12 protein-coding genes are annotated in these 14912 nt (G+C 51.0%); all 12 read right to left on the bottom strand.

Features of this window, described 5'->3' with window-relative positions:
- Positions 1 to 3: 3 nt before the first annotated feature.
- Positions 4 to 1002, bottom strand: coding sequence for an acyltransferase (locus tag Q399_RS0102985; protein ID WP_031565338.1), 999 nt, complete (start codon positions 1000 to 1002; stop codon positions 4 to 6).
- A gap of 530 nt (positions 1003 to 1532) precedes the next feature.
- On the bottom strand, positions 1533 to 2651 hold the full coding sequence (locus tag Q399_RS0102975; RefSeq protein ID WP_031565336.1) for an acyltransferase family protein: 1119 nt from the start codon (positions 2649 to 2651) through the stop codon (positions 1533 to 1535).
- Between the two features lie 60 nt (positions 2652 to 2711).
- Positions 2712 to 3848 (bottom strand): carboxylate--amine ligase, encoded by a 1137-nt coding sequence (locus Q399_RS0102970; protein WP_051685693.1) that lies wholly within the window; start codon positions 3846 to 3848, stop codon positions 2712 to 2714.
- Positions 3848 to 5353, bottom strand: coding sequence for a lipopolysaccharide biosynthesis protein (locus Q399_RS0102965; RefSeq protein WP_031565331.1), 1506 nt, complete (start codon positions 5351 to 5353; stop codon positions 3848 to 3850). Before Q399_RS0102965 ends, Q399_RS0102970 begins: the two co-directional genes overlap by 1 nt.
- A gap of 15 nt (positions 5354 to 5368) precedes the next feature.
- Positions 5369 to 6586, bottom strand: coding sequence for a glycosyltransferase (locus Q399_RS0102960; protein ID WP_031565329.1), 1218 nt, complete (start codon positions 6584 to 6586; stop codon positions 5369 to 5371).
- Positions 6586 to 7602 carry a polysaccharide deacetylase family protein gene (locus Q399_RS0102955; protein WP_031565326.1) on the bottom strand — a complete coding sequence of 339 codons (1017 nt, stop codon included), beginning with the start codon at positions 7600 to 7602 and terminating at the stop codon, positions 6586 to 6588. The genes Q399_RS0102960 and Q399_RS0102955 overlap by 1 nt, the downstream gene beginning before the upstream one ends.
- The gene (locus tag Q399_RS0102950; RefSeq protein WP_157836213.1) at positions 7581 to 8834 is read right to left on the bottom strand and encodes an ATP-grasp domain-containing protein; all 1254 of its coding nucleotides are present in this window, start codon (positions 8832 to 8834) and stop codon (positions 7581 to 7583) included. Before Q399_RS0102950 ends, Q399_RS0102955 begins: the two co-directional genes overlap by 22 nt.
- Positions 8821 to 9831, bottom strand: coding sequence for a polysaccharide deacetylase family protein (locus tag Q399_RS0102945; RefSeq protein WP_051685692.1), 1011 nt, complete (start codon positions 9829 to 9831; stop codon positions 8821 to 8823). Before Q399_RS0102945 ends, Q399_RS0102950 begins: the two co-directional genes overlap by 14 nt.
- Positions 9809 to 11152 (bottom strand): putative O-glycosylation ligase, exosortase A system-associated, encoded by a 1344-nt coding sequence (locus tag Q399_RS0102940; RefSeq protein WP_031565319.1) that lies wholly within the window; start codon positions 11150 to 11152, stop codon positions 9809 to 9811. The genes Q399_RS0102945 and Q399_RS0102940 overlap by 23 nt, the downstream gene beginning before the upstream one ends.
- A gap of 108 nt (positions 11153 to 11260) precedes the next feature.
- A complete protein-coding gene (locus tag Q399_RS0102930) occupies positions 11261 to 12616 on the bottom strand; it encodes a phenylacetate--CoA ligase family protein (RefSeq protein ID WP_031565317.1) in 1356 nt (451 codons plus the stop codon).
- A complete protein-coding gene (locus Q399_RS0102925; protein ID WP_031565314.1) occupies positions 12616 to 13704 on the bottom strand; it encodes a glycosyltransferase family 4 protein in 1089 nt (362 codons plus the stop codon). Before Q399_RS0102925 ends, Q399_RS0102930 begins: the two co-directional genes overlap by 1 nt.
- Positions 13701 to 14909, bottom strand: coding sequence for a TIGR04063 family PEP-CTERM/XrtA system glycosyltransferase (locus Q399_RS0102920; protein ID WP_031565311.1), 1209 nt, complete (start codon positions 14907 to 14909; stop codon positions 13701 to 13703). Before Q399_RS0102920 ends, Q399_RS0102925 begins: the two co-directional genes overlap by 4 nt.
- Positions 14910 to 14912: the final 3 nt, after the last annotated feature.

Here is a 14912-nt window from a genome sequence, read left to right as displayed (position 1 = left end):
TGGTTATGACCCCACCAAATATTTACTTTTATCCTTCAATACATATTTTACTAGTTCAACTATGCCAAGACAAACGGCGAATGTAAGAACAATGCATGTGATATATAGCAAAACATTAAAGGTGGCAGGAACTCCAAACATTTTTGCGTATAGAAGTTTACCTGAAGATATTATATACGAATGGATAAAAAAGACACCGAAGCTATAGTCAGCGACTTTACTAACTAAGGCTGAATTTAGCTTATGATTAAATCTAAATAGAAGGCCGAGAAAAAACACACTCATACAACATTTCTGCAGAAAATTAATCCAGGTCATCGTTCCGGTCATATAAATAAATTCAGCAGCAGCAAAGGCAATTACAGCTGTTCCTGTGGCGACCAACGCAGCAGGCTTAGAAATCAGACTATTTACGCTATCTTTATAATGGCTACAAAACATCCCCAAAACATAAATCGCAAAGAAGTGTATGAAACTCTGGTAAGGCAGGCCGCGCGGTATCAGGCAGGACACAACCATAAAGGCCGGGATCAATAGATAGAATTTACGTTGATTATCCAGTATTTTCAGTGGCACCGCGATCAGATAGAAGAGTGTGATCATAGGAACAAACCAAAACGGCGCCAGATGTGAACCGGTGATAATAAAGCTAATAATTTGTTGTGGAATGCTTTGCTGGTAGAAGGTTTCTGGCATATCCGGGCGTTGCATGAAAAACACAAACAATATAATTGCTGGTGTGGAAACAATAATATATGGCAAGATTACATTGGTAATCTTATTTTTATAATATTTTTTGGCGTCAAACTTTTTGATTAAGTGCTGAAAGAGGTAGCCGGCAATAAATACAAAGAGCGCGCTGCCATTTGAAATAAATATTCTAAGCCACCTCTCCAGGTTATCTTGGTCTGGCCAGCTGAAGATATCAATACTGTGTCCTGCAACGATAAATAAAATAGCTACGGCGCGAAAATAGTGTATGTAATTAAGCTTGGATACCATTGGTACGTCCTTTTTCTGAAGAATTCCCAAAAATAAATTATTTAAGTCAAATAGTTAACCTGAGAGCATTCATGGCGGCTCCGCATCGCTCGTCAGAACTAAACACTACCTTGGGCTCAGTCGTGCATATGCAACGAATGCTCGCCGATTTTCTACGATTTGTCACTCCCAAAAACATCCAAGACCAGAATGGCAACACCTTTCCCGTAACCGCTGCACCAACTACGGTTGAATTGTTTAATTCACGAAAATAGCACAATAGCTTTCCGCTGATAGCCATGGGACTTTCGCGTAGGGGGATGACACCATACGCATCGAGTAAAGCATGGATGCCGGCAAAAACGCACCTGCTGAGGCGATGAATCAGCAGTACAAAGTGGAGCTCAAAGCGAGTGGCGCAGCGGCCGAGCACCTGTGTTATTGCAACAAGTCGGTGATACGGTGGATGCGGCAATGAACGCAGTGTCTGGCTACAAACCATGTCGGCCTAGAACAGACCAAACGGCACAGGAGGCAACTGCTGCAAAGTTTTAGCGGTTTGGCCGCAGCAATGGCCCCAGCCGTAACAGCAACACCAGCTGTTTCAGTGCCAGCACACCGCGTTTCACCGCCGGTTTAAACAGATGTTTGCGCTGCTCGGTCAAAGTACCAAGGCCGTAAGTGACCATCGCCACCAGCGCCAATACCGCCAATGAGGTGCTGATGCTGTTGGCATCAATTGTCATATTGTGCTCAATGGTTTTCATCACCGGCGCGTGCACCAGATACAGCGTGAAAGTGTAAGACGCCAGCAGCGTGATTGGACGCTGGAACTGCATCAGCCAGTTCAGCCGGACAAAACGGGCGCCATACAAGTGGCTGAAAAACAGCACACACACCAGATAATCCGAGCCATATTTGGCGGCGCTGCCAAGCGACAACTGCGCAAATGGCCAGATTTGCTCGCCAAGTGCGATCATCACTTTGTCGGTTTCAGTAAATTTGTACAGCGGATATAGCACCAGCGGTGCTAAAAACAGCAACCAGGACAGCCATTGTTTCGGAGTTGTGTTTTCTATCAGCCACAGCAATAACACACCGGCGAGCCAAATCGGGAACAATAACCAGAGTTTGTAGCCCACCGCCAGCAATAACACAGTGAACAAAATCACCCGTTTTAACCCACGATAAAAAAACAGCAAGGCAAACAAGGCGTAATACCACACCTCATAACCCAAAGACCAATAAGGCGGTACAGTAAAAGGCTGTTCGGAGAGAGTCCAAATCTCGCCTAAAAAGGCCAGGTGAAAGGGCACATAAATATATAGCTTGGCGTATTGATACAGGCCGCTGTAATTATCCGGATTAAACTGCAGGCCAATCAGGTCGACACAAACCGCCAGTAACAACACTGGCACTGCGACTGAATAAATCCGTGTGGCACGCGCTGTGATGTACTCTGACAATGTGATCGGCGCTTTATTAGCGGTGTAAAAAATCACCAGTCCCGACAACACAAAAAACACAATCACTGCGTCTCGGCCGTTAGTTGGGATCAGATAACTGAATTGCGGCGCCAGAATATTAAAATCAATGAGATGGGTAAGGACCACCACAACAGCCGCTATAAAACGGCACAGATCCAGATACAGTGAAAACTGCTTATCCATTCATTTTCCTTATTAACAGCACCAACTTCACTTTCAGACGCCGGGCGTCTGCTTAATTTGTTACCGACGCTTAAACCGGCGTTTTACCCGCTGCAGCAAGGCCTGAATGCCCGGCAGCGGGTCGGTCAGCCGGCGTACTGCGGCAACCTGATTATAACCAGGGCACTGATCGGCAGGCGCGCCATGCGCCAGGGCATTGGCATCAGCAATTTCATCAAACCAGACCACGTTGTGCTTTGCACGTACCGCTGGAGCCGGCTCTCCTGCAAAAAAAGCCACAATAGCCGCTAGTAAATTGGTGCCGGACAAGGTCGCGATTTCATGCTGATAATCTGTGCGGCCAACTGTCGGCTCAATCATGTAATAACCGCCGCGGTTGGCATCAAACTTAAATTCCATGCCAATCAGGCCGGTATAACCAATGGCGCGGACAAATTGCGTGGTCAGGGCTTCAAGTTCTGCCGCCGCTTCCGGCGCGCTGGTACAGGCGGCCGTGCCACCGACCTGTAATGGCCAGGAGCGTAATTTACGGCCGGTGAAACTTTGCACCAGCTTGCTGTTTTGGTCGTAAAACGCCAGACAAAAATAAATGGCGCTGTCCGGGCCTTCCAGCCATTCCTGCACAATCATTTCACTGAGTACCGGCTCAATTTGCTGATACAAAGTGGTGACTTCTGCCGCTGATTGTACTTTGTAAGCCTTTTTAAACTTTCGGCTATAGGCTTCGTTTTGTTCCAGCGGCTTAAACACACAAGGATATTGCAGCGCTTCAATCGCGGCTAAATCTGCTGCGCTGTGCAACACCACACCTTGCGGCACCGGGCTGCCGGCTTGTTGTGCCGCTTCGGCAAAACCTTCTTTTGATTGCAGCGCCACCAGTTGCGGGTGCGGGCAAAATAAAAACTGATAAAAAGGCGCGAGGGCGTCGCGCGCCGCGCTGACATGCAACACGGTTTTTTCTTCAGTCAGCAATAAAACCGGTTTAACGCCGGCAAAGGTCGGAGCCAGCGCAAACAAATCCTGTACTATGCCGGGCGCTTTGGTATCTGCCACCAGCTTTTTCTGGCCAAAGCGGCTGTGCCAGGCCGGCGCGCTTTGAGAGTCACATAACAGAGTCAACTGACAATGCGGCAATGAACGCAACACACCTAAAGCATTGGCACTGCCACCAACCACCACCACCTGAATTTGCGCCATCACACAGTTTCCTTTAACCGGGTAAAAGGCCAGCGCTGCAGCTTGGCCGGTTTCACACCTAATTCCGTCAGTACTTCATAGCAATCCCGCAGCCCGCTCTGGCGCACATAGACCAGATAAAAACCATATGCGGCAATGCCGGCAACCGTTTTTAATATCAGCGTCAGCAATAGCTGTTGCGGCAGATAATGATAACAACCGAGCTGGGTCAGCCAGACCACAGCCGCCATAAACAGACAGGCTTCAATCGGCGTTTGCAGCGCGCGCAGGTAACGACGGAATGAGAAATCCAGTACGCGGCGGGCCTGATAAAACAAATAAATCGACGATAGCGGGTAGGCGATAACCATCGCCAGCGCCACGCCAGGCAAGCCGCCAAATACTGCGCCGATGTAAACACTGAGTGGAATAGTCACAGCGCACAATGTGGTGTATTTCGCTGTAATATTGGGTTTGCCAATTGAAATAAAGGCCTGAGTGATCAACGGGTCGACTGACTTCACCAGCCCAAGCAGACAGAGAATTTGCAGGATAAACACCACATCCAGCCAGTTATCACCGAGTAGCACCGGCACCAGCTCGGCGGCGGTAAGGCCCATACCGGCCATGATCGGAAAGCCCATCAGCGCAATACCTGAAGTCAACCGGCGCAGTGCGTTATCAAGACGGGTCAGGTCGGTTTGCATGCGTGAAAACAGTGGGGCAGCGATTTGGATCACCAGGCTGGTGATGTACTGGGTTGGCAGTGACGACAGCGTCGCCGCCATCGAATAAATCCCCATTTGCTGTGCGCTCAAGACCTTACTAATAATCACAGTTTTAGCGTTATTGTAGAAATACCAGGTCAGGCGGGAATAGGTGACAGTGACGCCAAATTTCATCAGGGCGCGAGCGGCACGTAAATCGCCGATGCGGCTTGGCCGCCACTGGCTGAACCAGAAAATACTGCAGGTTTTAAAAATTTGCGAGGCTAAAAAGCCCCACACCAACGCCCAGGCTTTAAAACCAAACCAAGCCAGCGATAAAGTCACCACGCACTGCAGCAAAATCATCGCAAAATCGATGCCGGCATACAATTTAAAGCGCATATCCCGCGCGATCAGCGCATCCGGCACCGTGGCAATAGCGCCGATAATAAAACTGAGTGCCACCACCTGCAGCATGTCACTGAGGATCGGGTAACCAAAATAACTCGCTAAAAACGGGCTGGCGCCATACAGGCCTGCATAGAGTGAGGCACTGATGAGGATCGCCAGTGAAAACGCGCCGTTAAGCTCAGCCTGGCTGATATCCAGCCGGTGTTTAATCGCACTGCCAAGGCCAATTTCGTTAAAAAAGCCGATAAAACCGACCACAACCATGACCAGCGCCATCAAGCCGTAGTCTTCCGGGGTTAACAGCCGCGCCAGCAACAGCGTATTGACGAAAGAAATCAGTTTGGCTGCGCCTTTACCAAGACCCAGATACATCAGGCCTTGCAGCGTTTTATTTTTCAGTTGGTCCACAGTGGTTCCGCAAATTTAAAGTTGTTGGGTCAGCAGTTGTTGGCAAAGCGCCATAAGTTCCACTGTGCGCTGGCGTCGACTGAACGGCTGGGCTTGCGCCGGGCTTAAGCCAGGTTGTGGCGGCGCAGTGATAAGTCGCTGCAGCGCCGTGGTCAATTCAGCCTGCTGCCATGCTTGCACCGCATTCGGCATGACCCGGCTGGCCTCTGCTGTGGCGCTGCCAGGCGGACATATCGCCAGCAGCGGTTTGCCACTTTGAATGTAGTCGTACAGTTTTCCCGGGATCTGATATTGAAAAATCTGATCCTGAATTAATAAATTGGCCGAGCATTGCATCATCTCGGCTTGCGCCTGCATAAAAGGCACTGCCGGCAGAAACTCGACTAAAGCGCTGATGCCAAACTGCGTCAGCGTGGCGGCAAATTGCTCTGGCTTACCACTGCCGCGAAATTTCAGTACAAAATTGTCTGCACTAATTAGTCCTTGTTGCTGTAGCTCGGCGATAGCGCGGAAGATGCCGCTGATATCACGGCCATTGCCATACAAAGCGCCGCTGTACAGCAGGGTGAATTTGTCCGGCGTCGTCGCTGGCGGTAAATCCAGCGGCACAAAGCCATTTTCAATTACCTGAAACTTAGCTGGCGGTTTGGCCGGATAGAGGTTGCGGTATAAATCAGCTGCAGCCTGACTGGTAGTGACCACGGCGCTCGCCTGCGCCACGACCTTGCGTTCGAGATAACGCATCAGTCCATTAAAGTGCTGATAGGCCGGATTGTAATGGCATTGCAGCGGGTCACGGAAATCGGCTACCCACGGTTTACCGGTTTTTTTACTGAGGCTGCGGCCAATTAAATGGCTGGTCAGCACCGGGTAGGTGGACCAGATTAGATCGATATCATGTTCACGTATCAGCTGCTGTCCAAGTGCGACGGCGCTGAAATACCAGGGCCAGTAGCGGTCTGGTACGGCGGCAAAGGCCGGTGAGCGGCCAAACAGCGAAAAGAGCTTACTGGCGTCTGTGGCTTTACTGCGAAAGATCCGGTCTTGCAGTAACGGCGAAATCTGCAGTTCGTGGTCAAAGCGCTGATAAATATCTGCGCTCGCCGTCAACACATAAGGCTCCGCGCCCATTTCTGCCAGATACTCGGCGAAGCGGTAAGGCCGCTGCACGCCCGCACTGCGTGCAGGTGGCATCTCAAAAGCTATCAATAAAATTTTCAGCGGTTTGCCCATCAGTTCGCGACCCCAAGCACCTGCCGCACCAGGTTACTGAAACCGGATAATTCAGCTTCCAACTCCAGCCAGTGCACGTCTTCACCATCGAGAATACGGCGAATTTGCAGCACATCAGAACCTTGCTTGTGTAGGCCAATATGAGTAGTCGTAGCGGTCAATACGCCATTCTGTTGTAACAAAGGCAGATGCGCCTGCTGATATTCGCCACTGGGGTAACAGAAATGCACCAGTTGTTCTTTTGGTATAAATTGAGCCAGCCACTGGCGGTTCTGACTAATTTCTGTCGCTAAAGCCTCAGCATCGAGCGGACTGCAATGGCGATGGGTATGCAGCTGCAGTTCAACATTGGCCTGCTGCAAGCCACGCAGCTCGTCAGCATCGAGCAGGCGGAACAGCGGGCGACCTTGCTGATGTAAGGACACCTGCAACTGATCCGCCAGCTGATAAAGTACCTCGGCGCGAGCTGCAGCCTCCGGCAACTGGTCAATCAACTGACAAATCTGTTTAACCAATACCGCAGTGTTTGGTGAGGGTAGGCTGACGTCAATGGAGTCTGCAACTCCCGGCACCTGCAGATGTAAGGCGCTGGCACTGGTTTTCCACAAAAGATAAGACACAGCGACATTGAGCACCGGAATTTGTTTGTCGGCATAATAACTGGTGACATACAACATCAGCGGAAATTTATGTTTTGCCAGCGCATCACCAACTAACTCTGATGTACCGGACCAACCGTCGTCCATCGTCAGCGCAAGTTGTAGCGGCCGGTCTGGATGAGCCAGGCCTTCGCTTAATGACACAATCTGATAGGGACTGTTTGCCAGATATTGTAGCCGCGCCGCAAAGGTCTGCGGCGTCATAAAGAGTTTGGGCCTGAACTGATGCTCATCGGCATAGGCAAAGCCGTGATAACACAGCACCCGCAGGTGATGGCGGTACCAATAGCGACACAGGGCAAAAATGCCGCAAAGTTCAGCCAGTTTCAGCAGAGTTAACTTAATTTTTTTAGACATGCTTGTCCCAATTCTGTCAAAAATGCCTTGGTATTGAGCCAGGCCAGCCGCCTGTCACCCGGATAATTCAAATCTGAACGAACCCCCGGATGGATAAAGTACAGGAAAAACCCGAGTAAACTTTTCAGCTTAGCCATTGCTGTAACCTGCGGATCTTTCAGCTTGGATAACAAATAACCAAAGTCGGCCGGGAAGGCATGGCGTACCGTGATGATTTTTGTCAGCCTTTGCGCGGTGTCCGGAGTTTGCCCCTGTAAAAACGACTGCAGCTGGATCACCGGAAAATGCAGCCCGGCGTGGATATCCAGATTCAGCGCAGCCCAGTAACGCGAATTCAGCTCAATAAAATCAAAAGTTTGACTGGCTGCATCCCATTTATACTCAACCATCGCCGGGCCATTCCAGTTCAGCGCACGCATCCGCAGTACCGCGTCTTCATACATCGGCTGATACCACCAGCTGCTGCGTAGTGAAGTTAATCCGCCGCTATGTGGGTTTTCATGGCTGGCCACCGCCATCGATTCGGCCAGGATTTTGCCATCCTGCATCAACAGGTTGACGGTCGCTTTGACGCCGCTGCTGCAATCCTGCAGCAGAACTTTGTCGAAATCGGCAAAAGCCTCCAGCACAGCCTGGCGTGCTTCTTCCACAGAACGAACTTTACGAACCAGCGCCTGATCGCCTTGTTTGGCGTAAAAACCATCGCCTTTGACAAAAAACGGTAAACGCCACTGACTGAAATCCACTGCATCGAGTTCAGCCGGTTGATTCAGCACGGCAGTGCGTGAGATGTGCCGGCGTAGTCTGGCGTCGTCACTTTGCAGAAATTTGTCAAATACCCAAACTTTAGACAAACAGCCGTAGACCAGTTCCGCATCGGCCGGAATAGCCATTAGCGGGCTGAACTCGGCAAAACAATGACGTATCGCCAGTAAAAAGCCTTCACTCGGAACAATCGCAGCTATCTGCTGTGTGCGAATAATATCGCGCAGCCACGGCAAATAATCGCTGTCGTCATAAGACGGGCACTGATAACTGGCTGTGGCAAAGGCCGACTGACAGCCAAGCGCACCGGGTTTGTTTGAGGCTGCATGCACGGCATAACCATGTTGGCCTAAGGACCGGATCACGCCGATGGCGCCCATTGAATCAGCCTGCGGCACTAAAACTGCGGCTTTGCCTTTAACCAGTGCTGCACCCGCGTATACCGGGGATGAATTAAGAGCTGACATGTTGTCTTACCCGACTTTGAAAAATTTTAAAATGAGAGCGGTCCGCCAGATTATTCAGCGCCAGTCGCAGGCAAAAACGCGCCGGGTCTCTGTCCCAGGGCGTGAAGCGCTTTAAGCGAAACAGCTGGTCGGCACGGGATTCCGCAACGCCCCAGTCGGTACTGAAAGCAGCGGTGAAGCCAAGCTCCCGCACCATTTCGATATGGGAATCGGTAAAATCGGTTTGATACTTGCCGTTAGGGTAGGCAAAAAACTCGATTGGAGCGCCGATGATCTGTTCCAGTTCGGTTTTGCTCTGGGCTATTTCCTGCCATGCCAGCTCTGGTTTTTCCAGCGCCAGAATAGGGTGATTCACTGTGTGTGCTCCAATGGTCATGCCGGCCTGATGCATCTGTCTTAGTTGGTCATGATTGACAAACTGATGAACCATGGTTGGCTGACCGGTTTGCTCCAATAACTTTTCAATGCTGGCGCGACGGATTGCAACCGGCTGGTATTTTATCTGTTCGGTCAGTGCAGCTATGGCAGAACGACGGGCATCTGCTGTGTCAATTGGGTATAGCTGACCCTGGATCTCGATACGTCGGGTCTGGGCCGGTGCTTGTTGAATGGCCTGAGAGATCTGGTTTTCCCACAAATACCCTTCGTTGAGACCGGCTGTGCTGATAAAAAAGGTTGCGGTCAGGCCATGTTGTTGCAGCAGCGGAAACACATAATCAAAACAATCGGCAAAGCCGTCATCGATGGTGATCACCACCGAATTTTTTGGCAACTGCTGGCGTTGTGATAAAGCAAATGCGTCCGGCAGCGACAACACCTGAAAATGTTGCTTTAAATGACGTAACTGCTCAGCAAACAACTGTGGCGGTAATGCCAACTCGGAACAGAGATCGGTATTTGGCATGACCCTGTGGTAATTCAACACCGAAAAACTCTGGCGCGAACCGAACAGGTTGAGACAGCGAACCGACAGTTCAAGCATGGTGGCGGTGATCATGGACAGCTTTCCTTGCAACCGGTTGAACGTGAAGAGAATGTTTAGCACGGTGTTCCAGACTGATCCGGTTCATCACATGAGTAATGGCAAAAATGGCAAATAACAAATCAAAATAGGCCAGACTCACCGCAGCGCCGGCAATGGCATAAGCAAATAACGACACTCGCAACATAGAACTGAGCTTGTAGAGATTTTCCATGCCTTGTTGTTTCTTCAGACGTTTGGCGACCAGTCTCGCCTGAGAAAAAGCGACAAATAAAATCAATAAAAACAGCAGCAGACCAATGAAACCATGATCGCCCAGTACCTGAAAATAGATACTATGTGCTGCTTTTGCACCGTCAAAATACACAGTTGAAGTGTCAAACAGCCAGTTCAGATTATGCTGAGGGTCATAGTAGAACCAAATAGCGTTGCTTTGACCTGCTTTAAAACCGCCACCGGTAATATTATCCATCGCCATTAAAATCGCCTGCTTCCAGGCCATGATCCGGCCAAGGAAAGATAAGTCTTCTTCGGCGTTTTCAAGCGTCGCCATCCGGTCGTGCCAGCTTTGTGGCATGAACTCCAAACCAAAATAAACAATGACGGGCACTACCAGCAGATAGATAAATTTATGCCGGGAGTGGAACCAGAAATAGGCACCAAGCACCGTGATACCGACAAATCCACCGCGGGAATTGGAGCCAAGCACACAGACCACGGCCATCAGAATCACGACACCAAGCCCGAGTTTTAAGTATTTTTGCTCAGTGATACTACTCAGGTAGGCCACCAGTGGGATCATCATGATAATGGCTACAGCCAAATCATTGCGATCGCCAAGCACATGACCGCCCATGCCATTAAGTATGTGACCACCGCCTGAGCTGATATATTTCAGACCTTCGACCACGCTGTAGAACCCAAGTGAAAACACTACGCCCCACAACAACACATTAATATGGGTTTCTGTGCGGATAATGGCGATGGCAAAGAAATACAATAAACAAATCTTCAGGAATTCAACCCACTCGGTCCAGACGATATCTGGAATAGAAATGGTGAACACGCTGGTAATAAAGGTCCAGAACAGGAACAGCATGATGAGCCAGCTCAGGCCGTCCCATTTGGTTTGTGGTTTGTTTTTCATCAAAAAGTACGACAGAATTGTCGCCGCGACGATGAGCAGGTTATAGCGGATGCCGCTGGCAAAACCGTAGACCCAGCCTTTGGGATAAAACAAGGCAACCCATAACCACAAACTCACCCCTATAAAGGGTTTTTTAAAGCAAAAATACAGCAGCGCCGGAAAAATCAGCAGAAAAAACGCGTCACGCATCGTCTTTTGACTCCTGAGTCGTTGCCTGTTCTTTGTCGTCCTGCTTCATCGCGAAGTAACACATAGCGACGACAGCAATCAGATCCAGGGCAAATAATGCGCTTTCCATTAAGCAGTTACCTTACTGATCACATAGCGGTATTTACCTGAAGCCTCGGCGGCTATCTGGTCGACCCATTCAATTTCAATCTCAACATCGGTACCTAAACGCGCAGTTAAACCGAGGCGGACTTTATCAGCCAGCGCCGGCGCGTCGCCGTTTTCCAGCACCAGTTGTACCCGGGTATGAGTCAGACTTTCCTGCACAATCTTAAAGTTGCTGATGCCATGCAGCTCGCGGATAACATAAATCAGCGCCAGGCCATGCATCATAGTGCCGTTGCTGGCCACGACAAAATCGGTGCTGCGGCCTTCGATATTTTCCAGCACCGGCAGGCCCCGGCCACAGCTGCAGACTTTGTCTGACAGCGCAGCGATATCGCCGGTGCGGTAGCGCACAAATGGAAAATCGGAAGTCGCGAGGTGCGTTACAACAATTTCACCGCTTTGCCCTGGTGGCAGCGGGTTACCATCGCGGTCTATGATTTCGACAATAATATCTTCGGCGCTCAGGTGCATACTGCCGGCCGGACACTGATGGGCGATAAAGCCGGCATCGCGGCCGCCATAACCATTGGCCACTGGTGCGCGGAACACTTGTTCTATCAGTTCACGCTGATAGGGGTATAAGCGCTCTGAAGTGACAAACACTACTTTAATACCAAGACCGGTCAGGTCGATGTGATGCTGCTGCGCCGTTTTGGCAATCAGGTGAAATACCGACGGATAACCAAATAACATGGCCGGCTGAATGGCACGGATTTGGTCAATAAACCCTAGAATTTTCGCTTCGGTTAAGTCAAAAGCTGGGATTAAATGCGAGCGGAACAGTTTGTCGCGCCAGATTTTTACTTTGTCTTGTTTATTCAGCTCAATCGGTGAGCCCCAGGCGACGATTTCTTTGTCGCCGATATCGACACCCCACCAGCGGGTAGCACGCCATTTTTCGGCCACATCGTGGCTGATGCGCTCGTTGCCAAGCAAAAACGTCAGCGGTGTGCCGCTGGAGCCGCCGGTGGTAAAAGGTCGCACTAAAGTTGCCTTCGGATTTTTCAGGCTTTCGCTGTGGGCGCGGATAGTCGCTTTGTCTAAAAACGGCAACTTGACCAAATCTGCACGGCTTTGAATGTCCGAAGCTTTCAGCCCAAGGCGTGTTAATAAATCACGGTAGTAGGGCACTTCTGCGCTGATGCGGCGGAAAAAAGCCTGCAAACGCTGTTGCTGTGCGGCTTCAATCTGCTGTGGGTTTTGCCACTGACTTTGTTCAAGCTGGCGGAAAATGGCCACAGTGTCATGTTTTTTCAGCCGCTCATGCAGCGGAAACAAGCAGCGGCTGACCAGCCAGGTGTACCAGGAACTCGCCATCAGTGTGTGCTCCGAGCCAAAACTTGCGAATATTGTTGTTGTAACAATTCCCAGACCTTATGCCAACTGAAACGGGCTGCGTTGGCAAGACCGGCTTCAATTAAACTTTGCCTAAGCGCAGCATCCTGCAACACCGCTAATGCCGCGCTGGCGAGCTGAGCAGGCTGGCCGGCCGGAACAAGCAAAGCATCTTTCTGGTGTGTGACCAGCTGAGGAATGCCGCCGCTGTCAGTTGACACCACCGGAACACCACTGGCCATGGCTTCGATTAAAGAATTGGGCGTATTGTCGACCAGACTGCCGTTTAACATTAAATCGGCATCTTGATAGAGTGCCGCAACCTGCTGCGGTGTTAAACGACCAACAAAGTTTATGTTTTTCAGCTGTAATTCGCTGACTAGCTGCTGCAGCGCAGCAAGCTCAGGGCCTGTGCCTGCGACGCTAAGCCGCGCAGCCGGAAACTGCTGCTGAATGACGGCAAAAGCGCGGATACAGCTGGCGACATCATAAATGGCTTCCAGATTGCGCGTGACGACAACATGGGGACCGTCAGTGTCGCGGCCGGTCGTAGCTACGGGCACAAACAGCTCAGTATCCAGCACGTTTTGCACGATGACGCTGTCTTTGCCATAGCGGGCAAACACCTGCTGCAAAAAGGTCGAGGGCACCAAAATTACCGCACAGTGGCGCAGGGATGCTTCGACCCGAGACCAGGACTTTGCAAAAAACGCTTCGGCATAACCACCCCGGTAGTTCAGCACCACCGGAATATTTTTGCGTCGCGCCACCCAGATCACCGGAGCCGCAAACAGATGCCAGGACCAGCCGGAGTTCGCCATCAAATGGATCAGCTGCACCTGTGGGGTTAACTCACGTTGCAGTGTGCGAAAGAACTGCCATAACCGTACACCGGCGCGCAGCACCGGCAATTTACCCACCCAGGCCGGCTGGTAAGGCGGGTTGGTCTGGATCACGTTAACCTGTAGGCCTTCACCGCGCAGCAGTTCAGCCAGCTTGGCAGTTTGATTGGCCATACCGCCGGCAGGTGGCGGCAGCGGCCCAACAATTGTCAGCTGCTTCAGGCTCATTTTCGCTCCGTTAACCGCAGATACAACGGCAGATAGTGACTGACGCTGACCCGCCAGTTGCGTACGTTTTCAACGTACTCGCGGCCGCGTTGCAGCACTTGTGGCCATTGCTCGCGGTCGGCTAACAGCTGCAGCATCTTCGCTGCGAGCGCGTCGACATCATCGGCCGGAAACAAATAACCATTGTCGCCATCGCGAATAAGTTCTTTGTGACCACCGACGTCGGAGGCCAATACCAGCTTGCCCTGCGCCATGGCTTCCAGCGGCTTCAGTGGGGTGACAAGATCCGTCAGGCGCATTGACTTACGCGGATACAACAACAAATCGACCAGACTGTAATAACGGTCCACATCGGCATGCGGCACCCGACCGGTAAAAATCACTTTGTCTTTGAGGCCAAGCTGCTCTACCAGTTGTTTCAGTTGCTGCTCCTGCGGACCGCCGCCGACTAACAATAACCGCAGCTGTGGCGCCTGCTGATGCACTTTTGCCAGAGCGCGCACCGCCAGGTCCAGGCCTTCGTAGGCATAAAAAGAACCAAGAAAGCCCAGCACTTCACAGCCGGCAAGGCCCAGTTCGGCTTCCAGTGCCGCGTCTTTTGGGCCGCAGAGCTGAAACTGTTCAATATTGACAGCATTTGGGATCACGGTGAATTTATCTGCGGCATAACCGCGAGAGACCAAATCTGAGCGCAGACCTTCACAAATAGTGGTCACTGCATCGGCCCGGCTGACCACATAGTTTTCCAGTTGCCGGGTTAAGGTGTAACGTAAATCACCTTCTTTGCAGGTGCCGTGATCGACGGCGGCGTCTTCCCAGAAAGCGCGAATTTCATAAACCACCGGCAACCCGCTGATTTTGGCGGCGCGCAATGCAGCAAGGCCATTCAATGCCGGCGAGTGCGCATGCAGAACATCCGGTTTTTCCGCGTCGATGGCGGCGAGAATACGCTCTGTCATAGGGCCAACCAACGCCAGCTGATTGAGGCCAGGGATTTTACTGAGTAAACCCTTTGGCTGTGCCGAACGGTAAAAGGTCAAGCCGTCGACAGTATCAACCGACTCTGTGGCATTACCTTGCTTTGGGCTGGTGACATGACAGGTTTCAATGCCAAGCGCGCGCTGCTCTTTTAAAATCGAACGGCTGCGAAAGGTATAACCACTGTGCAGCGGAATTGAATGGTCAAAAATATGCAAAACCTTCACAAC

The sequence above is a fragment of the Rheinheimera texasensis DSM 17496 genome (assembly GCF_000711985.1).
GTDB lineage: Bacteria > Pseudomonadota > Gammaproteobacteria > Enterobacterales > Alteromonadaceae > Pararheinheimera > Pararheinheimera texasensis.
Note: the sequence above shows the minus strand (reverse complement) of the source record. Positions and strands in the feature narration are given on the sequence as shown.

What these genes read in the sequence shown, in the direction of transcription:
- Q399_RS0102950 (WP_157836213.1), bottom strand. Translation starts at nt 8,834, where the DNA reads ATGTCAGCTCTTAATTCATCCCCGGTATACGCGGGTGCAGCACTGGTT.
- Q399_RS0102975 (WP_031565336.1), bottom strand. Translation starts at nt 2,651, where the DNA reads ATGGATAAGCAGTTTTCACTGTATCTGGATCTGTGCCGTTTTATAGCG.
- Q399_RS0102925 (WP_031565314.1), bottom strand. Translation starts at nt 13,704, where the DNA reads ATGAGCCTGAAGCAGCTGACAATTGTTGGGCCGCTGCCGCCACCTGCC.
- Q399_RS0102945 (WP_051685692.1), bottom strand. Translation starts at nt 9,831, where the DNA reads ATGATCACCGCCACCATGCTTGAACTGTCGGTTCGCTGTCTCAACCTG.
- Q399_RS0102930 (WP_031565317.1), bottom strand. Translation starts at nt 12,616, where the DNA reads ATGGCGAGTTCCTGGTACACCTGGCTGGTCAGCCGCTGCTTGTTTCCG.
- Q399_RS0102960 (WP_031565329.1), bottom strand. Translation starts at nt 6,586, where the DNA reads ATGGGCAAACCGCTGAAAATTTTATTGATAGCTTTTGAGATGCCACCT.
- Q399_RS0102985 (WP_031565338.1), bottom strand. Translation starts at nt 1,002, where the DNA reads ATGGTATCCAAGCTTAATTACATACACTATTTTCGCGCCGTAGCTATT.
- Q399_RS0102970 (WP_051685693.1), bottom strand. Translation starts at nt 3,848, where the DNA reads ATGGCGCAAATTCAGGTGGTGGTGGTTGGTGGCAGTGCCAATGCTTTA.
- Q399_RS0102940 (WP_031565319.1), bottom strand. Translation starts at nt 11,152, where the DNA reads ATGCGTGACGCGTTTTTTCTGCTGATTTTTCCGGCGCTGCTGTATTTT.
- Q399_RS0102955 (WP_031565326.1), bottom strand. Translation starts at nt 7,602, where the DNA reads ATGTCTAAAAAAATTAAGTTAACTCTGCTGAAACTGGCTGAACTTTGC.